Genomic DNA, 23,242 nt, shown 5'->3' with positions numbered 1-23,242 from the left:
CTTTCGTGGGTCAGGACGTCACAGGTCGATCGGGTGCTTGCCGCCGACGCCCTCGAAGTCCGGGCTGCGCTTCTCGCGGTGGGCGGCCAGCCCCTCGACGACCTCGTGTCCCCCGAAGCCGAAGAACTCCAGCCCGAGCGAGGCCTCGAAGATCGGCTGGGCGGTGCGGTACCAGTGGTTGAGCGAGCGCTTGGTCCAGCTGATGGCGCTGGCGGGCCCGGCGGCCAGCGCGGTGGCCACCCGCAGTGCTTCGGCGTGCTCCTCGCCGGCGTCCACGCACTTGGAGACCAGGCCGATCCGCTCTGCCTCCTCGCCCGTGAGCACCTCGCAGGTGAGCAGGTAGTACTTGGCCTTCGCCATGCCGCACAACAGGGGCCAGCAGATGGCCGCGTGGTCACCGGCCGCGACGCCGAGGCGGGTGTGCCCGTCGACGATCTTCGCCGTACGGGCGGCGATCGAGATGTCCGCGAGCAGGCCGATGACCAGCCCCGCGCCGACCGCCGGGCCGTGGATCGCGGAGACCACCGGCTTGGAGCAGTTCATCACTCCGTAGACCATGTCCCTGGCCTCGCGCATCACCCGGGCGCGGACCGCGTAGTCCCCGGTCATTGCCTCGATGGAGTCGAAGGTCCCGCCGGCCGAGAACGCCTTGCCCGCTCCCTGGACCACCACCGCGCGGGTCTGCTCGTCCCGGTCGACGACCGGCCAGATGTCGGCCAGTTCCCCGTGCATCCGGGGATCGACGGCGTTGAGGTTCGGGGCGTCGAGCACGATGCGGAGCACGCCGGGCGCGGGCCGCTCGAAGGTCAGGCTCGTGAACTGGTCGTAGAGATCGGTCACGTCACGCTCCTGGTGCATTCAGTGTGGATACTATAATTATCTAACTGTATCGAGGGCGGGTCGACAAGCCGCCCGACAGGGCGAGCGGACCACACCGAGGACGGGAAGCGCGGCATGGATCTCACCTTCAGCGAGGAGCAGGACGAACTGCGCAAGGTCGTGCGGTCCTTCCTCGGCAAGTACTCCGGCGAGCCGGACGTGCGCCGGCTGGCCGACGACCCGCGCGGCTACGACCTCGTCGTCTGGCGGCGCATGGCCGCCGAACTCGGCCTCCAGGGACTCGCCGTACCGGAGGAGTACGGCGGCTCCGGCTTCGGCTACGTCGAACTCGGCATCGTCTTCGAGGAGGCGGGCCGCGCGCTGCTCGGCGGCCCGTACTTCGCCACCGTGGCCCTGGCCGCCGAGGCGCTGCTGCGCTGCGACGACGAGCGGGCCCGGGCCGACCTGCTGCCCGGCATCGCCGCCGGCTCGACCGTGGCCACACTGGCACTCACCGAGGACGGCGGCCGCTGGGACGAGCGCGGCATCGGGCTCACGGCCACCGGGGGACCGGACGGCTGGCGGCTGACCGGCGCGAAGACCTACGTCCCCGACGGCCACCTCGCCGACCTGCTCCTGGTGGCCGCCCGCACCCCCTCGGGCATCAGCCTCCTCGCGGTCGACGCCGGCGCGCCGGGCATGGTCCGCACCCCCCTGGCCACCCTCGACCAGACCCGCAAGCAGGCCAGGGTCGAGTTCACGGACACGCCCGCCCGACTCCTCGGCACCGAGGGCACGGCCTGGCCCGTCCTCGAACGCACCCTCGCCACCGCCTCCGTCCTGCTGGCCGCCGAACAGGCCGGCGGAGCCGCGGCCGCGCTGGACGCGGCGGTGGGCTACGCCAGGATCAGGGTGCAGTACGGCCGGGCCATCGGCTCGTTCCAGGGGATCAAGCACAAGTGCGCGGACATGCTCGTGGAGATCGAGTCCGCCCGCTCGGCCGCGTACGGCGGGCTGTGGGCACTGGAGGCCGGCGACGAGACGGAGATCGCCGTCGCGGCGGCCCTGGCCCAGACCTTCTGCTCGGAGGCCTTCACCAAGGTCGCCGGCGACAACATCCAGGTCCACGGCGGCATCGGTTTCACCTGGGAACACCCCGCCCACCTGTACTTCAAGCGCGCCAAGAGCTCCGAGGTGCTGCTCGGCACGCCCTCGTACCACCGTGAGCTGCTCGCCACCCGGCTCGGCATCTGAGCCGCGGCTTCCGAACCTCATCATCCGAACCGTCCGACTGTTACTGAAGGAGCCGGCATGGAGCTCGACTTCGGGCCCGCGGTACGCGACTTCCGCCAGGAGCTGCGCGACTGGCTGGCGGACCACCTCGTGGGCGAGTTCGCCGAGCACCGGGGCGTGGGCGGTCCCACCGACGGCGCGGCCTGGGAGGTCCGCCTCGCCTGGGACCGCGAACTGTCCGCCGGGAACTGGCTGGGCGTGGGCTGGCCGCGGGAGTACGGCGGCCGCGGCCTCGGCCTCGTCGAGGAGATCGTCTTCGAGTACGAGTACGCGCGTGCCAACGCCCCCTACCGGGCCACCGTCAACGCCCTGGACCTGCTCGGACCCATGCTCCTCAAGGCGGGCACCGAAACGCAGCGGAAGCGGTTCCTGCCGCCGATCCTCGGTGTCGAGGAACTGTGGGGCCAGGGCTTCAGCGAACCGGGCGCCGGCTCCGACCTGGCGTCGGTCCGGACCCGGGCCGCGCTGGACGGAGACCAGTGGGTGGTCGACGGCCAGAAGGTGTGGACCTCCTTCGGTCTGCACGCCGACTGGCTCTACGTCCTCACCCGCACCGACCCCGACTCCCGCCGGCACAAGGGGCTGACCATGCTGCTCGTCCCGGCCCGCCAGCCGGGCGTGGAGATCCGGCCCATCCGCAACCTCGCCGGCCAGGACGAGTTCGCCGAGGTCTTCCTCTCCGGCGCGCGCACCGGCGCCGACATGGTCGTCGGCGAGGTCGGTGAGGGCTGGCGCACCGCGATGGCCACCCTCGGCATCGAGCGCGGCACCACCCTGCTGCCCCAGCAGCTCGGCTTCGAGCGGGAGGCGGAGGCACTGATCGAACTGGCCCGGCGGCGGGGCGCGCTGGACGATCCCATGCTGCGCGGCCGGATCGTGGACGCCTGGATCTCCGTACGCATCATGCGCACCACCAATCTGCGGACCATCGGCGAACTCACCGCCGGGCGCACGCCGGGCGCGCAGGCCACCACCGCGAAGCTGTACGCCTCCACGCGTCACCAGCGGCTCGGCCACCTTGCGATGGAGCTGGCCGGACCCGCCGGACAGATCGTCGGGGAGGACTACGGCCTGGACACCCGGCAGCGCTCGTTCCTGCTCTCACTCGCGGAGACGATCTACGGCGGGTCGAGCGAGATCCAGCGGAACATCATCGGGGAGCAGCTCCTCGGTCTGCCGAAGGAGCCCCGGCCGTGACGCCGCCCGAGAACCGCGCCGGACGGTCGCTCGAGGACCGGGTCGACCGCATCGAGTCGCACCTGGCGATCCAGCAACTGCCGGTCCGCTACGCCCTCGCCGTGGACGCCCGTGACCTCGACGCCTGGGCCGGCTGTTTCCGGCCCGACGTGGAGATGGGGCGCCTGGGCCGGGGCCGGGAGGCGCTGCTGTCGTACATCGAACCCCTGGTCCGCGGCTTCCACCGGTCCGTTCACCAGATCTGCGGCCACCACATCGAGTTCACCGGCCCCGACACGGCCACCGGATCGGTGTACTGCCGGGCCGAACACGAGGTGGAGGAGCGGTGGATCGTCATGGCCATCCGCTACCTCGACGACTACGCGCGCGTGGACGGTGAGTGGTACTTCTCCCGGCGCCGCGAGCAGCACTGGTACGCGGCCGACACGACCGAGCGCCCGCAGGCGGTGGGATTCAGGGGTTGGGACGGGGCCGGCGAGCCGGCGCTCCCGGACGCCTTTCCCTCCTGGGCGGCCTTCTGGAAGGAGACGAAGTGACAGGGCGAGGAACCCGGCTGACCGGGCGGACGGCACTGGTGACCGGCGGTGGGCAGGGGGTGGGCCGCGGCATCGCGCTCGCGCTGGCGGCCGAGGGGGCGGCCGTGGCGATCACCGGCCGTACCGAGGGCAAGCTGAAGGACGTGGCCGAGGAGATCGCCGGGCGCGGCGGGCGGGCGCACACGGTGGTCGGGGACGTCGGCGAGCGGGAGGACGTCGACCGCATGGTGGCCGAGACGGTGGAGCGGTTCGGCGGGCTGGACGTGCTCGTCAACAACGCGCAGTCCTCCGTCCAGCGCCGACTGGCGGAGACCTCGTACGACGACGTCGAACTCACCTACCGCAGCGGTCCGTTGGCCGCGTTCCACGCCATGCAGGCGGCTCTGCCGCATCTGCGGGCCAGCCGAGGCAGTGTGGTGAACCTCGGTTCCTCGGCCGCCGTGCAGGGCGAGGTGACCTTCGCGGCGTACGCGATGGCCAAGGAGGCGGTCCGGGGGCTCACCCGGGTCGCCGCGCGCGAATGGGGGGCGTACGGGATTCGCGTGAACGTCGTCTGCCCGGCGGCGCTGAGTCCGGCGGCGGAGGAGTACCTCGCCGCCAACCCGGAGAAGGCCGAACGGGTCCTGGCCGGCATCCCGCTCGGACGGATGGGCGACCCGGAGACCGACATCGGCCGGGCGGTGGCCGCCCTCGTCAGCGACGACATGGCCTACCTGACCGGCGCGACGCTGATGCTGGAGGGCGGCCGAACCCTGATCGGCTGAGACACCGGGCCACGACCGGCCGTGGGGCCGGGCTGGGACATGGGGCAGGACCGGCCGTCGGGCCGGGCTGGGACATGGGGTCAGGGCCGGCCGTCGGGCCGGGCTGGGACATGGGGGCAGGACCGGCCGTCGGGCCGGTCGAGACACCGGGTCAGGACCGGTCCTCGGGCCGGCCGAGGCACCCGTCGGCGACCGGCCGTAGCACCCGGCTGAGGCTCCAGGCTACGACCGCCCGAGTCGCTGGCCGGGCCGCGAGCGGCCGTGGCGTCTGGCCGTGGTGGGCGGCCTCCGTCAGACGACGCCCCGCGCCCGCAGCTCGGCGAGCTGAGGCTCCGTCACATCGGCCAGCTCGCCCAGCACTTCCGCCGTGTGCTCGCCCAGTGCGGGTGGCGGGGTGTAGCCCTCGACCGGCGTCGCCGAGAAGCGGATCGGGTTGGCGAGCAGTGGCAGGCGGCCCGACACCGGGTCCTCGACCTCGACCAGCATCTCGCGGTGCCGTATCTGGGGATCGGCGAAGACCTCCGGCATCTCGTTGAACGGGCCCGCCGGCACGTCGTGTTCGGCCAGCACGGCCAGCCACTCGTCCCGGGTCCTGGTGCGCAGTACCCCCTCCAGGACCGGCAGGATCTCCTCGCGGTGGGCGATCCGGGCGGAGGTGGTGGCGAACCGCTCGTCCTGGAGCAGGTCGGTGCGGCCGGCCGCCGCGCAGAACCCGGCGAACTGCTTGTCGTTGCCCGCCACGAGGAAGATCGGCTGGTCCGCGCACGCGAAGGCCTGCGACGGGATGCCGCCGTAGCCGCCGTTGCCGCGGCGGCGCGGTACCTCGCCGGAGACGAGGTAGTTCATCGCGAAGTGCGACAGCGAGGCGAGCCCGCAGTCGAGCAGGGAGAGGTCGACGAACTGTCCCTCGCCGGTGGCGTCCCGGTGCCGCAGCGCCGCCAGCACGGCGGTGGAGGCGTACAGGCCGGTGAGGATGTCGACCATGCTGACGCCGACCTTCATCGGCTCGTCGGGGTGCCCGGAGACGCTCATCATGCCGGACATGGCCTGGAAGATGCCGTCGTAGCCGGGGCGTTCGGCGTACGGCCCGGTCTGCCCGAAGCCGGTCACGGAGAGGTACACCAGCCGCGGGTTGAGCGCCCGCAGGCTCTCGTGCCCGAGCCCGTACTTCGCCAGGGTTCCCGCGCGGAAGTTCTCGACGACGACGTCCGACCGGGCGGCCAGCGCGCGGATCAGGTCCTGCCCCGCCAGGGTGGCGTGGTTGACGGTGACCGACCGCTTGTTGCGGTTGCAGGAGAGGTAGAAGGCGGCGGTGTCCGTCCGGTCGCCCTCGGGTCCGACGGCGAAGGGCGGGCCGTAGGTCCGCGAGTCGTCGCCGCTGCCGGGGCGCTCGACCTTGATCACCTCGGCTCCCAGGTCGGCCAGCATCTGGGTGGCCAGCGGGGCCGCGAGGATGCGGGACAGGTCGAGGACGCGGATCCCGGCCAGGGCGGTCGACGGCATCGAAGGGGCCCCTCTCTGGGTGACGAACAGGCGAATGAGTTATATAAATAATACATCTAGCGCTCGGGCTCGTCCCGTACGATTGCCTCATCTGTTTAATCATGTAACTATATCGATCGGCCTGCTGGCCGAGACCGGAGGGCGTGCGGATGACCGTCGCGGCGAGGACCCTCACCGAGCAGGAACAGCGCGAACGCCGCGAGTGGTTCCGGGCCCGCTGGGAGCGCGGGGTCCCCTTCAACCGCCGTTGCGGGCTGCGGGTGACGCGCTGGGACCCGGACGGCGTGGAGATCGTGCTGCCCTACGCCGAGTCCCTCTCCGCCCACGAGGGCATCTTCCACGGCGGGGTGATCTCGGCGCTCATCGACACCGCGGGCGCCGGCGCGGTGATCGCCGGACACGACTTCGACAAGGGCAGCCGGCTCAGCACCGTGTCGATGTCGGTGCAGTTCCTCTCACCCGCCCGAGGCCGCGAGGCCGTGGCGTACGCCCGCTGTGTGCGGCGCGGCCGCAGGGTGCACTTCGCCGACGTCGACGTGATGACCGACGGACGCATCTGCGCCCGTGGCCAGGTGGTGGTGACCATCTCCGGGGAACGGCCGGGCGTCGGCGACCCCATCGAACCGCTGACCGAGGAGTGACGTGATGCCCGAGGAGCCCGAGGTGGCCCAGGACCCGGATCCGGACCTGGACCTGGTGCTGTACGAGGTGGACGAGGACGGAGTCGCCACCGTCACCCTCAACCGTCCCGAGCGCAAGAACGCGTGGAGCCTTCCCATGGAGCGCCGCTTCTTCGCCCTCCTGGACGAGGCCGCGCACGACCCCGCCGTCCGGGTCGTGATCGTCACGGGCGCGGGCCGGGCGTTCTGCCCCGGCATGGACGTGCAGCGGCTGGCACAGAACTCCCAGCCCGGCCAGTCCCTCAACCTCCAGGCCCGCGTGCCCATGTACAGCCGGCGCGACATGCCGAAGCCGATGATCGCCGCCGTCAACGGCGCCTGCGCGGGCATCGGCCTGATCCAGGCACTGATCTGCGACGTCCGCTTCGCCGCCCGCGGAGCCCGCTTCACCACCGCCTTCACCCGCCGCGGCCTGGCCGGCGAGTACAACCTGCCGTACGTCCTGCCCCGCGTCATCGGCCTGGAGAACGCGCTCGACCTGCTGCTCTCCGGCCGGGTCTTCGACGCCGACGAGGCCAGAGAACTCGGCCTGGTCAGCCGCGTGGTGGAACCGGAGAACCTGCTGGACGCCGCCCGCGCCTACGCCCGGGACATCGCCCGCAACTGCTCCCCGCGCGCCATGGCCGTCGTACGGCACCAGGTGTACGGCGATCTCGACCGGACCTTCACCGACGCCCTCGCCCGCTCCTACTCCGCCATGGAGTTCTTCGCGGGCTCACCCGACTTCCGCGAGGGCGTGGCCAGCTTCACCGAGAAGCGGGAGCCCAAGTTCGAGGGGCTCCCCGCGGACTTCGACCCCGACGAGGCGACGCGCGACGCGTTCCTGCCGTACTGACCCCGCAGCTCAGATCTGCCGTACCGACCGAGGAGACTGGACGATGACAGGGCAGCCGTTCCCCGTCGAAGCCGGGCACATCATGATGTTCGCCCGTGCCATCGGCGACGAGAACCCGGCGTTCCAGGGCGAGTCGGCGCTCGCGCCGCCGACCTTCACCATGGCGAGCGCCCACTACGACCCCGACTACCACCTGCGGCCCAAGCCGGACCAGGAGTGGTTCGGCTCCGGGGCGGGCCCCGGGGTCATGGTGGAGGGCGGCGGCGGGCTGCACGCCGAGCAGCACTTCGAGTACCACCGGCCGGTGCGCGCCGGCGAGACGCTGCACGCGCACACCGTCCCCGGACGCAGCTGGGAGAAGCAGGGCCGTACCGGCCGTCTGCTGTTCAGCGAGCGCATCACCGAGTACCGGGACGCCGACGGCGAACCGGTCGTCAGCGCCCGGACCGTGGCCGTCGTGCCCGAGGGCCCCGCAACCCCGAAGGACGCCTGATGAGCGTGAACGCGGCCGACATCAAGATCGGCGAGACCCGTGAGAGCGTGCTGGTCGACGACCTGAAGCGGACCCGGATCGTGCAGTACGCCGGTGCGTCCGGCGACTTCAATCCGCTGCACACCGACAACAGGTTCGCCACCGAGACCGCCGGGTACCCCGGTGTCTTCGCGCACGGCATGCTGACGATGGGCATGACCGGACGGGTCCTGACCGACTGGGTCGGCCCCGAGGCGCTGCTGCGCTTCGGTGTGCGCTTCAAGGCCCAGGTGTGGCCGGGGGACACCCTGACCGCCACGGCCACCGTCGAGTCGGTCGAGGTCACGCCGGACGGCCCGGTCGCCCACTTCGCCCTGCGCACCGTCACCCAGGACGGCGCCGAGGTGGTCACCGGCACCGCGACGGCCCGCCTGGAGCCCTGAACCGGTGGGCGCCGCGCAGGACACCGGGACGGCGGCCACCTGGACCGCCATGGTCGGCCGAGCCTACGACCACGCCCGCCCCGCCGTCCGGTTCGGCGACCTCGCCTGGACCGGACGCGAACTCCTCGACCGGGCGGGCGGCGCCGCCGACTGGCTGGACACGCTCGGCCTGGAGCCCGGCGCACCCGTGCCCGCCCTGGTGGCCACCTCCGCCGAGGCCCTCGCGCTGGTGGTCGGCGGCGCCGGATCGGGTCACCCGCTCGCGCCGCTCGGCGTGCGCATGACGGCGTACGAGATCGCCACGGTCGTCGAGGCGACGGGGTCACAGGTCCTCGTCGTCCAGCCGGAGTTCGCCGCACTGGGCCGCCAGGTGGCCGAACTCTCGGGCCGCCGCGTGGTACTCGTACCCGAACTGCGGCCCACCGCACGCATGTTGGCCGCCACCCCGGACGACCTCGCGGCCGTGCTGCACACCTCCGGGACGACGGGTCGGCCCAAACCCGTCACCATGACACAGCGGCGACTGGCCGCCCGCGCCCGCGTCAACGGCCGCCTCTGCGCCCTCGCCTCCGACAGCTTCTACGGCGGCAGCGCGCCCTTCCACCACATCGCGGGTCTCGGCAACATCGCCGTGGCCCTCGCCGCGGGCGCGCTGGTCACCGGACTGCCCCGCTTCACCGTCGAGGGCTGGACCCTGCTGGGGGAGCTGGGCACCACACACACCAGCATGGTCCCGGCGATGCTGGAGACCCTGCTGGCCGCCGGACAGGCCCGCCACGAAACCCTGCGGGTGCTCCAGTACGGCGGCGCGCCCGTCCGCCCCGAGACGCTGCGGCGGACCTACGAGGCCATGCCCGGGGTCCGCATGCTCAACATGTTCGGGCAGACCGAGGGCTCCCCGATCAGCGTGCTCACACCGGAGGACCACCGGGAGGCGGTCGCCGGACGCACCGAGCTGCTGCGCTCCGTCGGACGTGCCGCGCCCGGCGTCGAACTGCGCCTGCACGAGACCGGCCCGGACGGGATCGGTGAGATCCACGCCCGCGCGGACCACCTCTTCCGGGTGGACGCCGGTGGCTGGCTGCACAGTGGCGACCTCGGCCGGGTGGCGGCGGACGGCTACCTGTACCTGTCCGGCCGGCACTCCGACATGATCATCCGCGGCGGTGAGAACGTCCACCCGCTGGAGGTCGAGACCGTACTGGCCGCGCACCCCGGTGTCGCGGACGTGGCGGTCACCGGTGTACCGGACGAGCGGCTCGGCCAGACCGTGGTCGCCTTCCTCGTCCCGGCCGACCCCGGCGCCCCGCCGGACCCCGTGGCGCTCAGGACGTACGCCCGTGCCCGGCTGTCCGGGTTCAAGGTCCCCGTCCGCTGGTGGTTCACGGACGAACTGCCGCGCAACGCCAACGGCAAGGTCCTGCGGCGTGGTCTGCGGGAGCCGGCCACACGCGAAGGAGAGACACGTGACGCCTGACCACACGCTCGTCGCCCCCGAAGCCGTCGGCGTCGACCCGCACCGGCTGGACGTCCTGCTGCGCCGCGTCCGCCTGGAGGTCGAGCACGGACCGCTGCCGTCCGCGCAGGTCGCCGTCGCCCGCGGCGGCCGGCTCGTGGCTTTCGAGACCTGGGGCGACGCCGACCGGGACACCCGTTACGTCCTGCAGTCCGTCGGCCGGTCGATCGTCGCGGGCGTCGTCTGGAAGCTGATCGGTGACGAACTCCTCGACGTGAACGAGTACGTCGCCGCGATCATCCCGGAGTTCGCGCCGAACGGGAAGGAGACGGTGACGGTCGAGCAGGTGCTCACGCACACCGCCGGCTTCCCCTTCGCCCCCCTCGGCCACCCCAAGATGCTCGACCGTGAGCAGCGGCTCGCCGCCTTCGGGCGCTGGCGGCTCGACTACCCGCCCGGCAGCCGCTTCCAGTTCCATCTCACCTCGGCGGCCTGGCTGGTCGCCGAGATCGTGGAGCGGCGTACCGGACTGGCCTTCGCCGACTACCTGCGCGACCACATCGCCGGGCCGCTCGGTCTGTCGTCGGTCGAACTGGGGGTCCCGGTGGAGCGGCAGCCCGGCACCGTCGCCCCGATGACCGCCACCGACCGCACCAGCGACGACCAGGAGGCCGACCCGTGGGGGCCCTGGTACCTGTCCGACCCGCACGTCCTGGCGGCGGGCGAGCCGAGTCACGCCCTGGTCGCCACCGCCGCCGACGTCGCGCTGTACTTCCAGGCGCTCGAGCACTCGGGCCTGTGGAAGCCGGGGGCGGTGGCGGAGGGCACCCGGATCCGGCTGACCGACCATCCGCACGGAGAGCGCATCTACGGGGGCGGCGGTGGACCGCGGACCAGCATGGGGCTGTTCGTCACGGTGGCCGGACCCGACGCGGGCAGCGGGCTGCCGTCCACCGGTTCGGCCGCGCTCTTCGGCAGCGCCGGAGCCGCCTACCAGCTGGGCTTCATGGACCCGGAGACCGGCCTGTCCTTCGCCTGCCTGAGCAACGGCTATCCGCTCGCCGGCTACGACCACTCCCCGCGCGGCAAGGCGCTGTTGACGGACGTGGCGAACCTCGCGGCGGATCTCGTCGCCGGCTGAGTTCCGGCGGTCGGCGCCGAACGGGCCCGGTACCGAGTTCGGTACCGGGCCCGCTTCCGTGTGCCGTGCGGCTCAGCGGCTGATCAGCTGCTGGGCGTTGTTGTACATGATGTCGTCCTGGACCGACTCGTCGAGCTCCGCGAGGAGCTTGCGGTAGTCCGCCGGGTTGGCGATGCCCTCCGCGTGCGGGAAGTCGGAGCCCATCACGATGGACTCGTGGTATCCGAGACGCTTCACCAGGCTCGGGATGTCGTCCTCCGGGTAGGGCACCACCCGGATGTGCTTGCGGAAGACCTGGCTGGGACGCTCGGCCAGCTGGCCGCCGATCCAGGGTCCGTTGCGGCCCATGCCCCGGCTCTTGTCCATGTGCCGGACGAAGTGCGGCACCCACTCGGCGCCGAACTCGGACACCAGGACGTTGATGTCGGGGAAGCGTCCGAAGAGGTTGTCGAAGATCAGCGCGGACAGCGTCTCCTCGATCGGACGCTGGCCGTAGGTGTTCATCCACTGCCACGCCGACATCCGGAAGTGGATCGGGCTGGCGTCGTGGCCCCAGGCCGGGGCGACGTGCGAGTTGTAGTAGAACTCGCTGATGTGGTAACACACGCTGGCCTTGGCCTCGTTGACCAGTTTCCAGAACGGGTCGAAGTACGGGTCGCCGGGTGAGCGGCCGTACTGCGGTCCGGTCGGCAGCATGATGAACCGCGCGCCCTCGTTCAGGACGTACTCCAGCTCCTTGACCGCGCTGGGCAGGTCGCGCAGCGACAGCAGCGCGGGGGAGTAGATGCGGTCCTGGTGGTTGAAGCCCCAGACCTCGTTCATGTAGCGGTTGAACGAGTGGTAGTTGGCGTAGAGCGGTTCGACGCCCTGCACGTACTCCTCGGCGACCAGTGCCCAGCCGCCGGGGTAGATGATCGTCTGGTCCAGGCCCTGCTCGTCCATGACGCGCAGCCGGGCCTCGCGGTTCTGGTACGACTCGTGCATCGGCTCGAACTGGTACGTCTCGTCGGGGTTGCCCGAGGCCATGGCCTTGAGCATCTCCTTGAGGGAGCCGGGCCGGTAGACCTGCCCGAACTCCGGTTCCAGGCATACGACGATCCGGTCCCCGGCGAGGATGACCTCACGGCCGTCGGGCAGTGTCACCGGGGCCACTGCCTGGCTGAGGAACTCCTTCGGGAGATACCGGGTGAAGGAGTCCCTTTCCTCGTACATGTGCTGGTCGCAGTCGAAGATTCGCTTGCGCTGTTCGGCCATGGCCGTCGCCTCCGGACACCCCTGAGCTATTCAGTACGCCTTCTATAATTATCTAACTGATTGAAAGGCGCAAGGGGTGCGGGGGAGGCGGTGCGGGGAAGGTGGCCGGCCGGGTCAGTCGAGGAGTTCGAGCACCGTCTTGGGGCCGGCCGAGTTGACGACGTCGTCGGCGCTGGAGATGTGCCGCTGCCACAGCTTCTCGGCCTCGTCCGCCTTGCCGGACTCGATCAGGCCGACCAGCCGGACATGGGCCCGGTGTCCCTTGAGGGCCTGCGCCTTCTGGGCCTCCGCGTCCGTGGCGCCCGCGGTGTAGGAGGCGTTGGCGCGGTCGATGATGTTGCGCAGCATGCCGCACAGCAGGATCAGCGTCTGGTTGCCGGTGAGCTCGATCAGCAGGGCGTGGAAGGCGTCCTGCGCCTCCACCAGGGCGAGCGGGTCGTCCATGGCGGCCTTCTCGGTGGCCAGCGCGTCCCGCAGTCGCTTGATGTCGTCCGGCGAGTTCTTGGTGGCGAGCTGCCGGGCGCAGGGCGGCTCGATGACGGCGGCCGCGCGGTAGATGTCGCCGAGGGTGGCACCGCGGTACTCGAGGATCAGGCCGGCGAAGCGGGCCGCGACGTCGGAGTCCGGGGCGCTCACCCGGGCGCCGCCGTGGGCGCCGCGGCGCACGGTGATCAGGGACTCCGACTCCAGCACCCGGAACGCCTCGCGCAGGGTCGGCCGGGAGATGCCGAACTGCTCCATCAGGCCCGACTCCGGCGGCAGGGCGTCGCCGGGCTGCAGTTCGCCCCGTACGATCTGGCGGCGCAGGTGGGCGGCGACCAGCTCGGCGGTCTTCGGTACGCGCACCTGGCGCCCGACACGGCCGCGGAAGGGTGTCGGCACGGTCGGCGTTTCTGCTGCACGGGCTGCCTCGGCCACGGTGCACTCTCCTCGCTGGTGGTCTGCCCTGTTCAGTTTCGCCGTATATAGCAAAATGAATCTGCTTAGTGCATCGAGGGTACCAGGTCAAGGGGGCAATGATCACCTCTCGGACGCGGTTCTCTCTGGTGCCGGGGCTGCCCTTGGGTATATAGATGATTCATCTATCTATTAGCCCCCAATGACGGGCCGCCTCACGGGGAGTGACCTCGATGGACTCGACGGACTCGACGGACTCCATGGATCCGACGGACTCGACGGACTCGATGAACGAGAGCCCCGCCCCGGTGATCCTCACCGAGCTCACCGACGACGGGGTCCTGCTGCTCACCCTGAACCGTCCCGAGCGGCACAACGCCTGGACCCTGGAGATGGAACTGCTCTACAACGAGCTGTTCGACCGCGCCGAGCGGGACCCGGCCGTACGGGCCGTGGTGCTCACCGGCGCCGGCCGCAGCTTCTGCCCCGGGATGGACATGAGCGTGCTGGACGGAGCCTCGTCGGGCGCCCGCCCCTGGCCGACCGGCCAGTTGCCTCCGCGCACCCGGCCCATGTCCTTCCCCAAGCCCGTGGTGGCGGCCGTCAACGGCGCCTGTGCGGGCATCGGGTTCAACCAGGCGCTCATGTGCGACGTGCGGTTCGCCGTGCCGCACGCGAAGTTCGCCGCCGCCTTCAGCGCGCGCGGCCTGGTGGCCGAGGACGGTGTGTCGTGGCTCCTGCCCCGGCTCGTCGGCTACGGCAACGCCAGTGACCTGCTGCTGTCCTCGCGCCGGTTCACCGGCACCGAGGCGCTGGCCATGGGGCTGGTCAACCGGCTGGTCGAGCCGGCGGAGCTGCTCCCGGCGGCGCTCGCCTACGCGACGGAACTGGCCCGCTCGGCCAGTCCGTACGCGATGTCCCTCATCAAGCGGCAGCTCGCCGACGACCAGGCGAAGACCTTCGTCGAGAGCAGTGACGGCGCGGCCGCGCTGCTGGCCACCGCGAAGCAGGCCCCGGACTACCGCGAGGGCGTGCTCAGCTTCATCGAACGCAGACAGCCACAGTTCGCGGCGCTGCCCGGACAGAGCGCGCCGGTACCGGGAAAGGCCTTGTCATGACAGGCGCAGAACCCCTGCTGCACCGCCGCACCATCACCCTCACCGCCCGCCAGGAGGACGGCGACGAGATCTCGGTGGAGGCGGAACTGAGTGACGAGCGGCCCTGGGCGGAGCCGGCGGCCGCCACCGTGCACCGGATGGTGCTCGCGGTCCGCGTCCGCGTCACGGACATGGTCGTGGTGGCAGCCGAGGCCGACATGCTGACCTTCCCGCACGCCGAGTGCCCCCTGATCGCCCCGGCCTTCGACGGCCTGGTCGGACTCAGTGTCGCCGCCGGGTACAACCGGGCCATCCAGGAACGGTTCCGGGGCGTACTGGGCTGCTCGCACCTCTACGAGCTGGCCCGGCTGCTCGGCCCCGCGGTCGTGCAGGCCGCCATGTCGGCCAACGTCCGGCGCCGCGACGCGGGCGAGCCGGCCAACGGCCCGCGCGCGACCGCGGGAGTCCTGAACAGCTGCCACATCTGGGCCCCGGACGGGGTGGGCCTGCGCAAACTCGACGCGGGCTGGAATCCGGGGACCGGGCCACGTCCGGTCCCGGAACTCCACACCTTCGAACGGCCCTGATCCCCTGGGGGCTGTCCGGCCGATCACGGCGGGAGCGCCCGACGGACTCCCTGCTTTCCTCCGCCACGATCGGCCGGGCAGCTCCTAACCGGCCTGCGTCCGCGGCTCGCGCGGCAGCCCCAGCACCTTCTCCGCGAGGATGTTCCGCTGCACCTGGGAGGTCCCCGCGTAGATCGTGCCGGAGCGGGCGATCAGATACGTCGTCGACCAGGACGCCGAGGAGTTGGCGGCGCCGGGGTCGTCGGTGCGGTAGGTGCGCAGGGGCGGCCGCCCGGCGGGCACCTGGCCGTGCAGGCCCATGATGTCCAGCGCGAGGTCGGTGACCTTGGTGTGGTACTCGCTCCAGTACAGCTTGGCGATCGACGTCTCGGGGCCCGGCTCGGCGCCCTTGAGCCAGCCGGTGAGGATCCGGTAGCCGAGGAAGCGCATGATCTCGACCTTGGACCAGCACCAGGCGATCCGCTGCCGGATCACCGGGTCCTGGTCCTTGCCGTACTGGCGGGCCAGGGCGACGAGACGCTCCACCTCGGCCCGGAACAGGATGGGATTGGTGGCCGCCTCCTCGCCGCGCTCGACGCCCAGCAGGCTCTGGGCGACCGTCCAGCCGTTGTCGACGCCGCCGACGACGAGGTCGGCGCGGGTGCGGGCGCCGTCGAAGAAGACCTCGTTGAAGTGCAGCTGGCCGCTCATCATGCGAAACGGCCGTACCTCGACGCCGGGCTGGCGGAGCGGGACGAGAAGGAAGGAGATGCCCCGGTGCTTCGGGGCCTCGCGGTCGGTGCGGGCCAGCACGAAGATCCAGTCGCTGTGATGGGCGCCGGAGGTCCACACCTTCTGGCCGTCGATCACCCACTCCTCGCCCTCGCGCGTGGCGCGGGTGGTGAGCGAGGCGAGGTCCGAGCCGGCGTCCGGCTCCGAGTAGCCCTGGCACCAGGTGTCCTCGCCGCTGAGGATGCGCGGCAGGAAGTGGCTCTTCTGCTCCTCCGTGCCCCAGCGCAGCAGCGGTGCGGGTCGCGCCGTACGCCACCTTCGGCACCCCGGAACTCGCCGAGTCGGTACTCGCCGCGCTCGACGGCCGCGGCGCCGCGCTGATGGCCAACCACGGTGCGCTCACCCACGCGCCCACGCTCGACAAGGCGGTCGAGCACGCGCTGCTGCTGGAGTGGGCCTGCGGCGTCTACCAGCGCGCGGCCGCTCTCGGACCGCCCCGCGTCCTCGACGAACAGCAGCAACTCGCGGTGATCGAGGCCGCGATCGCCCGTGACTACGGCACCACCCAACCCGTACCACCCGCGCAGGAGGGAAAGCGATGAAGGTCGTGACGATGGGCGTGCACGTCCTGGACGTGCTGGTACGGCCGGTGGAGGCCATACCCGAGGGCCAGGGCGCCACACTGGTGGACGACATCAGGATGACCGCCGCAGGGACGGCCGGCGGAACCGCGCTGACCCTCGCCAAACTCGGCGCCTCGGTGCGCAGCGCCGGCGCGATCGGCACCGACCCCACCGGCGACATGCTGGTGCAACTCCTGGGCCGGGCGGGCATCGACACCGAGTTCCTCGTCCGCCGCGCGGACACCGCCACCTCCGCGAGCGTCCTGCCCATCCGCCCGAACGGCGACCGGCCCTCGCTGCACCTGCTCGGCGCGAACATCACCTACGGCCTCGACGACGTTCCCTGGGAAGCGCTCGCCGAAGCCACCCACCTGCACCTCGGCGGTCCCGAGCTGATCGGCGTCGACGTCGCCGCACGCGTCCTGTCGTACGCGAAGGAACACGGCGTGGTCACCTCCGTCGACCTCCTCGCACCCGGCGTGCTCGGCAGCTTCGAGCAGCTCGCGGCGGCCCTGCCGTACGTTGACCACCTGCTGCCCAACGAGGACCAGGTGCTCGGCTTCAGCGGCGAGGACGACCTGGTGACGGGCGCACGCAGGTTCCTCGACGCCGGTGCCGGCGCCGTCGCGGTCACCCGCGGCGGTGACGGGGCGGTCCTGGTCACCGCGGAGGGCACCGAAACCGTGCCCGCCTTCGAGATCGACGTGGTGGACACCACCGGCTGTGGCGACGCGTTCTCGGCCGGGTTCCTGCGCGGGGTCGGTCTGGGCCGAAGCCCGCGTGAGGCCGCCGTCCTCGGCAGCGCCGCGGCCGCGCTGGTCGCCCAGGGTCTCGGCAGCGACCACGGCGACTTCGACCTCCAGACAGCCGACGAGTTCGCCGCGACGCACAAGCCCCGCCCCTGAAGCGAGACGCCGGCGGCCGTCCCCCACGGGTGCCCGCACGCTCGGCGACCTGGCCGGGTCCCGCCCTTCATGGGGGCGGGACCCGGCCCTTCGCGTTTCCCCGTCCGCAGCCGGCCCTCGGGCAAGCGACGCGGACGGCGGGCGAACCTTGACCTCGTCGGCCGCCACCTGGTCCGTTTCGGCACCCGGGACGAGCTGGTCGTCGAGTGGCTGCGCGACACCGGTGAGCCGGGCAGTACGCAGCGCGACACCGCCGATCCCGCCCGATCCGACGGGGACCCGGCCGCGGCTGCACCGGCCCGGTGGCCCGAGTGGTGCCGCCGGTCTGGCGGGCCCCGCCCGCGTGTGCCTGACTGGGGGGAGCGGACGAAGGAGAGCGGCCATGACGATCCTGCCCACCGAGCGGTCCATCCGCAGCACCCCGGAAGGCCTCCTGTGGGAACCGAGCACCCGCTGGGTGCGCGGGTCCAAGAACGGCGTCACCGTCGTCGACAGCCGCCGTCCCGTCCTGGTGTGGGAGCCGGACCTGCCCGTCCCGCAGTACGCCTTCCCGCGCGAGGAGGTCCGCGAGGACCTGCTCCGCCCGGCGAAGAACCCGCCCACGGGCACCCACACCGGATCGCAGGTCTTCTACGACCTCGAGGTCGGCGGCGATCCGGTGGAGAACGCGGCCTGGACCTTCCCCGCCGAGGACCTGGCCGGCCACATCGCCTTCGAGTGGTTCCGGCGCTGGGGCACGGGCCTCGACCACTGGTACGAGGAAGAGGAGGAGATCTTCATCCACCCGCGCGACCCGCACAAACGGGTCGACGCCCTGTCGAGCAGCCGGCACGTCCGGGTCGAGATCGACGGTACGACGGTCGCGGACACCCGCCGTCCGGTACTCCTCTTCGAGACCGCCCTGCCCACCCGGTACTACATCCCCCGCGAGGACGTCCGCCTCGACCTGTTCGCGCCCACCGAGCACCACACCGGCTGCCCGTACAAGGGCACCGCCCAGTACTGGTCCTGGCGCGGCGACGCCGACGTCCCGCCGAACCTCGTCTGGAGCTACCCGGACCCGCTGCCCCAGGTGGCGGCCGTCCAGGGACTGCTCGCCTTCTTCAACGAGGCGGTGGACATCACCGTGGACGGCGAACGCGCGGCACGCCCGGTCACGCCGTTCAGCGAGATGCTCTCGAAGCGGACGGCCGAACAGGACAGGTCTTAGGGACGGTACGGTCCGGCGGCCCTGCCGCACCGCCTCAGATCACGCAGCCCACATGGGCCAGCGCCTGCTTGAGCAGCACCCCGTGGCCGCCGGGCATCTCGCTCGCCACCGCCGGCGACAACGCCTCCTGCGGGCTGAACCACACGAGGTCCAGGGCGTCCTGACGGGGACGGCAGTCGCCGGTCACCGGGACGACGTAGGCGAGCGAGACGGCGTGCTGGCGCGGGTCGTGGTACGGCGTCACCCCGTGCGTCGGGAAGTACTCCGCCACGGTGAAGGGCTGCAGTGAGGCCGGAACCCGGGGCAGTGCCACGGGTCCGAGGTCCTTCTCCAGATGCCGCAGCAGGGCGTCGCGCACCCGCTCGTGATGCAGCACCCGGCCGGAGACCAGGGTCCGGCTGACCGTGCCGTCCGGTCCGATGCGCAGCAACAGGCCGACGCTGGTGACTTCGCCGCTGTCGTCCACCCGCACGGGTACGGCCTCGACGTACAGGATGGGCATGCGGGCGCGGGCCATCCCGAGTTCGTCGTCGGTCAGCCAACCCGGCGTGGTATCGGTCATGTCAGACATTGCTTGATCATACTTTCCGGTCGGGGCGGGCGCCCAGTCGCCTTCGGATGCGCCTGCGAGCCTGGAAGGCGCCGCACCCGCGTGGAGTGCCGTCGCCCCGTCGGCCGACGGCCGCGGTGCGTCAGGGTTTCACGGCCACCGCGCCGAACTGCGGTACCGGGGCGGGAGAGTCGGGTTCCGCACGCCACTGCGCACACGACACCAGTCCCGGTTCGAGCAGTTCCAGTCCATCGAAGAACGCGGCGATGTCCTCGCGGCTGCGGGCGGTGATCGGCGGGGTGGCGTTCTCGTTCCAGAACGTCATCGCCGGGATCTGTCCCTCGCCGCCCAGGTCGGCCTCGAACGTGGGATGCGTCAGGACCAGGAAGCTGCCCGAGGGCGCCGCGGCCATGATCCCGCGCACGATGTCCCGCGCCTTCTCGGTGTCCAGCACGAAGTTGAGGATGCCGAGCATCATGACGGCGACCGGCCGCGTGAAGTCGAGGCTGCGGGCGGCGCGTTCGAGGATGGCCTCGGGGTCGTGCACGTCCGCGTCGATGTAGTCGGTGACGCCGTCGCGGCTGCCGGTCAGCAGCGTGCGGGCGTGGACGAGCACGATCGGGTCGTTGTCGACGTACACGATCCGTGCGTCGGGCGCGATCCGCTGGGCGATCTCATGGGTGTTGTCCGCCGTCGGCAGCCCGGTGCCGATGTCGAGGAACTGCCGTACTCCGCGCTCCTCGGCCAGAAACCGCACCGCGCGCCCGAGGAACTCGCGGTCCGCGCGGGCTATGTCCCTGATCAGCGGGAACATCGTGGCCACGTGCTCGCCGACCCGCTGGTCGACCTCGTAGTTGTCCTTGCCGCCGATCCAGTAGTTCCACACGCGGGCGTTGTGCGCCACACCGGTGTTCAGCCTCGCGGACCCGCCTGCCGGGGTGCGGCTCTCGCTCACGTCTCAGCTCCTTCGTACGCCTGTTGCCCTCACCGCCATTGTGCCGTCCGGTGATCACGTTGTCCGCTGAACGCGTGGAGCGGCCGCGGCCCGCGCGGGGGGAACGCCGGAGTCAGTCCTGCTCACCGGGGTCGGCCGAGGGTGTCTTGCCGGCCTGTACGTCCTTCAGACGCTGGGTGCCCAGCTTCGCCGCCTGCTTCGTGGAGTCGGACTCGTCCCCGTCGAGGCCGCCGGCCGTCACGGTGAGGGCGTCGCTGCCGACGCGCACGGCGGCGACGTCCAGGGTCAGCGTGGTGGGCGCGCCGTCGACCGTACCCCGCACGGTCACCCGCAGGCCCTGCCGGGCGTCGCCCTCCTCGGGCAGCGAGGTCTCGATCACCTCGACCGTCCGCTTGTCCTTGCCGTCGGTCACGGTGAAGCTGTCGCATTCGGTGGGGAGGGACTTCAGCCAGGTGAAGGAGTCGTCCAGCGCGGCCCGGTCGTACGCGGCGACCTGGTAGAGCAGGCGGGAGTCGCCCTGCTCGAAGCCGGTGAGCGCGGACGCCCCCGACGGCTTGCCCAGCAGGTCCTCCCCGTGGAGGGAGTCGAGCAGCTTCTGGCAGTCCGCGGCGTCCGCCTTCGCGGTGAGGAAGTCGGCGACGTCGACCGTGCCGACGAGCAACTTGTCGCGCCAGGTCGCGGCGTCCGTGACCTTCGACCAGTCGTCCTCGAGGTCGGCCTCGGTGACCAGGGCGGCCTGGGCGCCGGCCTCGGTGAGGGCGGCGCCGGACGCTGCGGCCGGGGAGTCGGCGCTGGGGGAGCCGGTCACGTCGGCGGAGCCCGAGCCGCCGTCGCCGTCGTCCGAGCAGGCCGCGGTGATCAGCAGCGCGCCCGCCGTCAGGGCCGAGGCGAGGAGTCGGACGGGACGGGACGGACGAGGGGTCATCGCGGCTGCCTCCTGAGGACGCGGTACATGTCCTCAGCGCACCATCGGCCGCGCCGGCCCACCAGTGCGTGGGACCGTCCGGGTGAGCGTCCGGTCACCGCGCGTCGACGTCGTGGATGCGCACCCGGCGCCCGCCGCAGCGGGGGCAGACCGCCTCGGACAGCGGTGACCTGACCGCCCGGCCCGTCTCGTCGACGTACTCCTGAGTGGTCAGGCCCCAGGGGTCCAGGGGGTCGGTGAAGAACATGACCAGGAAGGCGGTCCGCCAGGTGTTGCCGCACGTTCCGCAGGCGAACGCGAAGGTCTCCGGCACGGATCGGGGCTCCGCCGGCATGGCGCGGTCCTCCGTCGAGTCGGTCGTGCGGGCGCCCCCTGCCCTCCAGCGCACAGCACCGCACGTCGTACGGCAACTCGAACGCCGCGCCCGGCATGCCCGCACACGTCCGCGCGAGGACACTGGCCGCACCGCCGGCGCCCCGAGGTCCGGCCGCAGGCACGGCATTCCCGACCCGAAGGAGCGGCCATGCTGCCCGCATTCCTCGCCCGGGCGGTCGAGTCGCTGCTCGCCCGCGAGGGCCGTTCGCTGCATGTGAAGGCGGCGGGCGGCGCCACGCTCGTCCTCCTGGTGGTGATGCTCACCGGCTCATGGGCCGTGGTCGCGGCCGAGCGGGGCGCGCCGGGCGCCAATCTGACCTCGTACCCGAAGGCCGTCTGGTGGTCGGTGGAGACCGCCACGACCGTCGGATACGGCGACTTCTACCCGGTGACCTGGTGGGGCCGGACCGTCGGCGCGGTGATGATGGTCGTCGGCATCACCACCTACGGCATGGTCACCGCGGCCCTGGCGACCTGGTTCGTCGGACGGGAACGAGGGCGTCGGCACCGGCTCGCCCACGGCGCCCACGAGATGGGCGAGGAGGCCGTCCACGCCCTCCATGAGCGCTTCGACCGGCTGGAACGGCTGCTGGCCGAGCGTGACGGCGGGTGACCCGGACCGGGGCGGGCACGGCGGTCGCCGGGCACAGGCCGGCCGGACGCCCGCCTCCTCGGCGGACGCCCGGCCCTGTGCGGTGAGGATCTTCCGCGGCGGTCGCTCCCGGCGGCCTACGGCTTGAGCGGATCGTGGCCCAACGTCATCAGCCGGTGCCGGCGGCGCGTCTCCACGGCCTCGGGCTCGTTCTCGACGTCCACCTGCTCGGTGACCGTGTCCACGACCTTGTACATCACCCGTACGTCGTCGTCCGTGAGGTCGGTGCGCCGCTTCTGGAGGATCGCCAGGACGTGCTGCCCGGTCGGGGAGCCCGCGGTCTCCGGCAGCGGCTCCGCGTTCTCGTCGGCGTCACGGACCCGCAGCCAGGCGGCCAGCTCCGCGGAGGTCATGTTCACCACACGGTGGAAGTCCTCCCACAGCGCGTCGAGTTCAAGGGCGTCGGTCATCAAGGGGCCCCTTCCGTAGGTACGTGTCCGGGTTGTGCGCGGGTCAGTCGCGCGGCCAGTTCTCCGCCTCGAACATCCACCGCTGCTTCTCGAGCTCCGCGGTGATGCCGATCAGCAGGTCCTGCGTCACCGGATCCGGCTCCTCGGTCGCCGCGATGCGCTCGCGCAGCCGTCCGATCGCCGCCTCCAGGCCGTCGACCATCACCTGGACGACCTCCGTGTCGCGCAGCCAGCCCTCCTTGGGGCTGGGCAGACCGAAGGCGGCGGCCACCGTCTCCGGGCGGCCGTCCGGCGGCACGCCGAGAGCGGCGGCGCGCTCGGCCACCGTGTCCGCGAAATCACGTGCGGCCGTGACCACCTCGTCCAGCTGGAGGTGGATGGAACGGAACCTCGGCCCCACCACGTTCCAGTGCGCCTGCTTTCCCGTGAGGGACAGTCCGAGCAGATCGACCAGGGTGTCCTGGAGCGCGTCGCCGGCGACCCGGCGCGCGTCGTCCGGCAGCGTGCTCTTCACGACCGTCATAGCGCGCTTCTCCTTCTCGTGTCGTCCATGGTCATCCGGAGCAGTGCGTCGCGTTCCTCTTCGCAGGTCCCGCCCCACACTCCCGCGGTCTGGCCCGCGCTCAGCGCGAAGTCCAGACACTGGGTGCTCACCGGGCAGCGGGCACAGACGCGTTTCGCCGACGCGGCATCCCGCATGGCGGGGCCCCGATTGCCCACGGGAAAGAACAACTCGGGGTCTTCTCCCACGCAGGCGGCCTGCCGCAACCACTCCATGCGAACGCGGGTGCCCCGAGCGAATCCGTGCAAACGCGACGCGCCCCGCACCCGTCCCGGACGTTTCGGCAGGCGGGGCAGCCGCTTCCCAGGCGGCCGAGCGGCGGGCTATAGTCCCAAAACTAGCAGTGCTAATTAAGGTCGGCCGGGCGATCCGCCCGTGACCGCCCGGCTC

The 23,242-nt window shown here is 71.7% G+C and carries 27 protein-coding genes and 1 pseudogene; 16 read left to right on the top strand and 12 right to left on the bottom strand.

Annotated features, from left to right (window positions below; translation table 11 throughout):
* Window positions 1–18 precede the first annotated feature (18 nt).
* The gene (locus OG985_RS10330; protein WP_371667971.1) at window positions 19–840 is read right to left on the bottom strand and encodes an enoyl-CoA hydratase/isomerase family protein; all 822 of its coding nucleotides are present in this window, start codon (window positions 838–840) and stop codon (window positions 19–21) included.
* Between the two features lie 114 nt (window positions 841–954).
* Between OG985_RS10330 and OG985_RS10325 the strand changes: the two genes are divergently transcribed.
* Genes OG985_RS10325 through OG985_RS10310 form a run of 4 tightly spaced genes read left to right on the top strand, consistent with a single transcriptional unit; the run spans window position 955 to window position 4,609 of the window.
* Complete coding sequence (locus OG985_RS10325; protein ID WP_371667970.1) at window positions 955–2,073, top strand: acyl-CoA dehydrogenase family protein; 1,119 nt, start codon at window positions 955–957, stop codon at window positions 2,071–2,073.
* Between the two features lie 57 nt (window positions 2,074–2,130).
* Window positions 2,131–3,309, top strand: a complete 1,179-nt coding sequence (locus OG985_RS10320) for an acyl-CoA dehydrogenase family protein (protein WP_371667969.1) — start codon at window positions 2,131–2,133, stop codon at window positions 3,307–3,309.
* Window positions 3,306–3,845, top strand: coding sequence for a nuclear transport factor 2 family protein (locus OG985_RS10315; protein WP_371667968.1), 540 nt, complete (start codon window positions 3,306–3,308; stop codon window positions 3,843–3,845). The genes OG985_RS10320 and OG985_RS10315 overlap by 4 nt, the downstream gene beginning before the upstream one ends.
* Window positions 3,842–4,609 (top strand): SDR family NAD(P)-dependent oxidoreductase, encoded by a 768-nt coding sequence (locus OG985_RS10310; RefSeq protein ID WP_371667967.1) that lies wholly within the window; start codon window positions 3,842–3,844, stop codon window positions 4,607–4,609. The genes OG985_RS10315 and OG985_RS10310 overlap by 4 nt, the downstream gene beginning before the upstream one ends.
* A 291-nt stretch (window positions 4,610–4,900) precedes the next feature.
* Here OG985_RS10310 and OG985_RS10305 read toward each other — a convergent pair whose 3' ends face one another.
* Window positions 4,901–6,112, bottom strand: coding sequence for a CaiB/BaiF CoA transferase family protein (locus tag OG985_RS10305; protein ID WP_371667966.1), 1,212 nt, complete (start codon window positions 6,110–6,112; stop codon window positions 4,901–4,903).
* A gap of 149 nt (window positions 6,113–6,261) precedes the next feature.
* Between OG985_RS10305 and OG985_RS10300 the strand changes: the two genes are divergently transcribed.
* Genes OG985_RS10300 through OG985_RS10275 form a run of 6 tightly spaced genes read left to right on the top strand, consistent with a single transcriptional unit; the run spans window position 6,262 to window position 11,139 of the window.
* Window positions 6,262–6,753, top strand: coding sequence for a PaaI family thioesterase (locus OG985_RS10300; protein WP_371667965.1), 492 nt, complete (start codon window positions 6,262–6,264; stop codon window positions 6,751–6,753).
* A 4-nt stretch (window positions 6,754–6,757) separates the two neighbouring features.
* On the top strand, window positions 6,758–7,627 hold the full coding sequence (locus OG985_RS10295; RefSeq protein WP_371667964.1) for an enoyl-CoA hydratase-related protein: 870 nt from the start codon (window positions 6,758–6,760) through the stop codon (window positions 7,625–7,627).
* Between the two features lie 43 nt (window positions 7,628–7,670).
* The gene (locus OG985_RS10290; protein ID WP_371667963.1) at window positions 7,671–8,120 is read left to right on the top strand and encodes a MaoC family dehydratase N-terminal domain-containing protein; all 450 of its coding nucleotides are present in this window, start codon (window positions 7,671–7,673) and stop codon (window positions 8,118–8,120) included.
* Window positions 8,120–8,542 carry a MaoC/PaaZ C-terminal domain-containing protein gene (locus tag OG985_RS10285; RefSeq protein ID WP_371667962.1) on the top strand — a complete coding sequence of 141 codons (423 nt, stop codon included), beginning with the start codon at window positions 8,120–8,122 and terminating at the stop codon, window positions 8,540–8,542. Before OG985_RS10290 ends, OG985_RS10285 begins: the two co-directional genes overlap by 1 nt.
* 4 nt (window positions 8,543–8,546) lie before the next feature.
* Window positions 8,547–10,019 (top strand): class I adenylate-forming enzyme family protein, encoded by a 1,473-nt coding sequence (locus OG985_RS10280; RefSeq protein ID WP_371667961.1) that lies wholly within the window; start codon window positions 8,547–8,549, stop codon window positions 10,017–10,019.
* Window positions 10,009–11,139 carry a serine hydrolase domain-containing protein gene (locus OG985_RS10275; RefSeq protein WP_371667960.1) on the top strand — a complete coding sequence of 377 codons (1,131 nt, stop codon included), beginning with the start codon at window positions 10,009–10,011 and terminating at the stop codon, window positions 11,137–11,139. The genes OG985_RS10280 and OG985_RS10275 overlap by 11 nt, the downstream gene beginning before the upstream one ends.
* Window positions 11,140–11,211: 72 nt before the next feature.
* On the opposite strand, the gene OG985_RS10270 is transcribed toward OG985_RS10275, so the two are convergent.
* Both OG985_RS10270 and OG985_RS10265 read right to left on the bottom strand, forming a co-directional pair.
* Window positions 11,212–12,393, bottom strand: a complete 1,182-nt coding sequence (locus OG985_RS10270) for an amidohydrolase family protein (protein WP_371667959.1) — start codon at window positions 12,391–12,393, stop codon at window positions 11,212–11,214.
* A gap of 114 nt (window positions 12,394–12,507) precedes the next feature.
* Window positions 12,508–13,311, bottom strand: coding sequence for a FadR/GntR family transcriptional regulator (locus OG985_RS10265; RefSeq protein ID WP_371667958.1), 804 nt, complete (start codon window positions 13,309–13,311; stop codon window positions 12,508–12,510).
* A 212-nt stretch (window positions 13,312–13,523) separates the two neighbouring features.
* On the opposite strand from OG985_RS10265, the gene OG985_RS10260 reads away from it, so the two are divergent.
* Both OG985_RS10260 and OG985_RS10255 read left to right on the top strand, forming a co-directional pair.
* Window positions 13,524–14,408 (top strand): enoyl-CoA hydratase-related protein, encoded by an 885-nt coding sequence (locus OG985_RS10260; RefSeq protein ID WP_371667957.1) that lies wholly within the window; start codon window positions 13,524–13,526, stop codon window positions 14,406–14,408.
* Window positions 14,405–14,974: a DUF2889 domain-containing protein gene (locus OG985_RS10255; protein ID WP_371667956.1), complete on the top strand. Its 570-nt coding sequence runs from the start codon at window positions 14,405–14,407 to the stop codon at window positions 14,972–14,974. Before OG985_RS10260 ends, OG985_RS10255 begins: the two co-directional genes overlap by 4 nt.
* Before the next feature lie 84 nt (window positions 14,975–15,058).
* On the opposite strand, the gene OG985_RS10250 is transcribed toward OG985_RS10255, so the two are convergent.
* Window positions 15,059–15,928: an acyl-CoA dehydrogenase family protein gene (locus OG985_RS10250; RefSeq protein ID WP_371674325.1), complete on the bottom strand. Its 870-nt coding sequence runs from the start codon at window positions 15,926–15,928 to the stop codon at window positions 15,059–15,061.
* Window positions 15,929–15,978: 50 nt separating this feature from the next.
* Here OG985_RS10250 and OG985_RS10245 point away from each other — a divergent pair.
* From OG985_RS10245 to OG985_RS10235, 3 genes and pseudogenes are all read left to right on the top strand, one after another.
* Window positions 15,979–16,287, top strand: a pseudogene (locus tag OG985_RS10245) (class II aldolase/adducin family protein); the annotation flags it as partial.
* On the top strand, window positions 16,284–17,213 hold the full coding sequence (locus OG985_RS10240; protein ID WP_371667955.1) for a carbohydrate kinase family protein: 930 nt from the start codon (window positions 16,284–16,286) through the stop codon (window positions 17,211–17,213). The pseudogene OG985_RS10245 and the gene OG985_RS10240, both read left to right, overlap by 4 nt.
* 382 nt (window positions 17,214–17,595) lie before the next feature.
* Window positions 17,596–18,423 carry a DUF427 domain-containing protein gene (locus OG985_RS10235; RefSeq protein ID WP_371667954.1) on the top strand — a complete coding sequence of 276 codons (828 nt, stop codon included), beginning with the start codon at window positions 17,596–17,598 and terminating at the stop codon, window positions 18,421–18,423.
* Window positions 18,424–18,457: 34 nt separating this feature from the next.
* Here OG985_RS10235 and OG985_RS10230 read toward each other — a convergent pair whose 3' ends face one another.
* The 4 genes from OG985_RS10230 to OG985_RS10215 all read right to left on the bottom strand — a co-directional run bounded on the left by OG985_RS10230 (window position 18,458) and on the right by OG985_RS10215 (window position 21,187).
* Complete coding sequence (locus OG985_RS10230; protein ID WP_371674324.1) at window positions 18,458–18,985, bottom strand: NUDIX hydrolase family protein; 528 nt, start codon at window positions 18,983–18,985, stop codon at window positions 18,458–18,460.
* Window positions 18,986–19,115: 130 nt separating this feature from the next.
* The gene (locus OG985_RS10225; protein WP_371667953.1) at window positions 19,116–19,928 is read right to left on the bottom strand and encodes an SAM-dependent methyltransferase; all 813 of its coding nucleotides are present in this window, start codon (window positions 19,926–19,928) and stop codon (window positions 19,116–19,118) included.
* 112 nt (window positions 19,929–20,040) lie between these two features.
* Window positions 20,041–20,853, bottom strand: coding sequence for a hypothetical protein (locus OG985_RS10220; protein WP_371667952.1), 813 nt, complete (start codon window positions 20,851–20,853; stop codon window positions 20,041–20,043).
* A 94-nt stretch (window positions 20,854–20,947) separates the two neighbouring features.
* Window positions 20,948–21,187 carry a hypothetical protein gene (locus OG985_RS10215; RefSeq protein WP_371667951.1) on the bottom strand — a complete coding sequence of 80 codons (240 nt, stop codon included), beginning with the start codon at window positions 21,185–21,187 and terminating at the stop codon, window positions 20,948–20,950.
* A gap of 189 nt (window positions 21,188–21,376) precedes the next feature.
* Here OG985_RS10215 and OG985_RS10210 point away from each other — a divergent pair, with 189 nt between their 5' ends.
* Complete coding sequence (locus OG985_RS10210; RefSeq protein ID WP_371667950.1) at window positions 21,377–21,841, top strand: potassium channel family protein; 465 nt, start codon at window positions 21,377–21,379, stop codon at window positions 21,839–21,841.
* A 116-nt stretch (window positions 21,842–21,957) separates the two neighbouring features.
* Here the strand turns inward: OG985_RS10210 and OG985_RS10205 are convergent, their stop codons facing one another.
* Genes OG985_RS10205 through OG985_RS10195 form a run of 3 tightly spaced genes read right to left on the bottom strand, consistent with a single transcriptional unit; the run spans window position 21,958 to window position 23,067 of the window.
* On the bottom strand, window positions 21,958–22,290 hold the full coding sequence (locus tag OG985_RS10205) for a DUF3140 domain-containing protein (RefSeq protein ID WP_371667949.1): 333 nt from the start codon (window positions 22,288–22,290) through the stop codon (window positions 21,958–21,960).
* 43 nt (window positions 22,291–22,333) lie between these two features.
* A complete protein-coding gene (locus tag OG985_RS10200; RefSeq protein WP_371667948.1) occupies window positions 22,334–22,813 on the bottom strand; it encodes a Dps family protein in 480 nt (159 codons plus the stop codon).
* Window positions 22,810–23,067, bottom strand: a complete 258-nt coding sequence (locus OG985_RS10195; RefSeq protein ID WP_371667947.1) for a WhiB family transcriptional regulator — start codon at window positions 23,065–23,067, stop codon at window positions 22,810–22,812. The genes OG985_RS10200 and OG985_RS10195 overlap by 4 nt, the downstream gene beginning before the upstream one ends.
* Between the last annotated feature and the right edge of the window lie 175 nt (window positions 23,068–23,242).

Origin of the sequence: Streptomyces sp. NBC_00289 (assembly GCF_041435115.1) — a bacterium.
In the GTDB taxonomy this organism is placed as follows: domain Bacteria; phylum Actinomycetota; class Actinomycetes; order Streptomycetales; family Streptomycetaceae; genus Streptomyces.
Note: the sequence above shows the minus strand (reverse complement) of the source record. Positions and strands in the feature narration are given on the sequence as shown.

Excerpts from the sequence above, each read along its gene's own strand:
- OG985_RS10255 (WP_371667956.1), top strand. The coding sequence starts at position 14,405 with ATGACAGGCGCAGAACCCCTGCTGCACCGCCGCACCATCACCCTCACC.
- OG985_RS10320 (WP_371667969.1), top strand. The coding sequence starts at position 2,131 with ATGGAGCTCGACTTCGGGCCCGCGGTACGCGACTTCCGCCAGGAGCTG.
- OG985_RS10300 (WP_371667965.1), top strand. The coding sequence starts at position 6,262 with ATGACCGTCGCGGCGAGGACCCTCACCGAGCAGGAACAGCGCGAACGC.
- OG985_RS10205 (WP_371667949.1), bottom strand. The coding sequence starts at position 22,290 with ATGACCGACGCCCTTGAACTCGACGCGCTGTGGGAGGACTTCCACCGT.
- OG985_RS10305 (WP_371667966.1), bottom strand. The coding sequence starts at position 6,112 with ATGCCGTCGACCGCCCTGGCCGGGATCCGCGTCCTCGACCTGTCCCGC.
- OG985_RS10325 (WP_371667970.1), top strand. The coding sequence starts at position 955 with ATGGATCTCACCTTCAGCGAGGAGCAGGACGAACTGCGCAAGGTCGTG.
- OG985_RS10200 (WP_371667948.1), bottom strand. The coding sequence starts at position 22,813 with ATGACGGTCGTGAAGAGCACGCTGCCGGACGACGCGCGCCGGGTCGCC.
- OG985_RS10230 (WP_371674324.1), bottom strand. The coding sequence starts at position 18,985 with ATGACCGATACCACGCCGGGTTGGCTGACCGACGACGAACTCGGGATG.
- OG985_RS10235 (WP_371667954.1), top strand. The coding sequence starts at position 17,596 with ATGACGATCCTGCCCACCGAGCGGTCCATCCGCAGCACCCCGGAAGGC.
- OG985_RS10215 (WP_371667951.1), bottom strand. The coding sequence starts at position 21,187 with ATGCCGGCGGAGCCCCGATCCGTGCCGGAGACCTTCGCGTTCGCCTGC.
- OG985_RS10295 (WP_371667964.1), top strand. The coding sequence starts at position 6,758 with ATGCCCGAGGAGCCCGAGGTGGCCCAGGACCCGGATCCGGACCTGGAC.
- OG985_RS10290 (WP_371667963.1), top strand. The coding sequence starts at position 7,671 with ATGACAGGGCAGCCGTTCCCCGTCGAAGCCGGGCACATCATGATGTTC.
- OG985_RS10195 (WP_371667947.1), bottom strand. The coding sequence starts at position 23,067 with ATGGAGTGGTTGCGGCAGGCCGCCTGCGTGGGAGAAGACCCCGAGTTG.
- OG985_RS10220 (WP_371667952.1), bottom strand. The coding sequence starts at position 20,853 with ATGACCCCTCGTCCGTCCCGTCCCGTCCGACTCCTCGCCTCGGCCCTG.
- OG985_RS10270 (WP_371667959.1), bottom strand. The coding sequence starts at position 12,393 with ATGGCCGAACAGCGCAAGCGAATCTTCGACTGCGACCAGCACATGTAC.
- OG985_RS10260 (WP_371667957.1), top strand. The coding sequence starts at position 13,524 with ATGGACTCGACGGACTCGACGGACTCCATGGATCCGACGGACTCGACG.
- OG985_RS10210 (WP_371667950.1), top strand. The coding sequence starts at position 21,377 with ATGCTGCCCGCATTCCTCGCCCGGGCGGTCGAGTCGCTGCTCGCCCGC.
- OG985_RS10285 (WP_371667962.1), top strand. The coding sequence starts at position 8,120 with ATGAGCGTGAACGCGGCCGACATCAAGATCGGCGAGACCCGTGAGAGC.
- OG985_RS10240 (WP_371667955.1), top strand. The coding sequence starts at position 16,284 with ATGAAGGTCGTGACGATGGGCGTGCACGTCCTGGACGTGCTGGTACGG.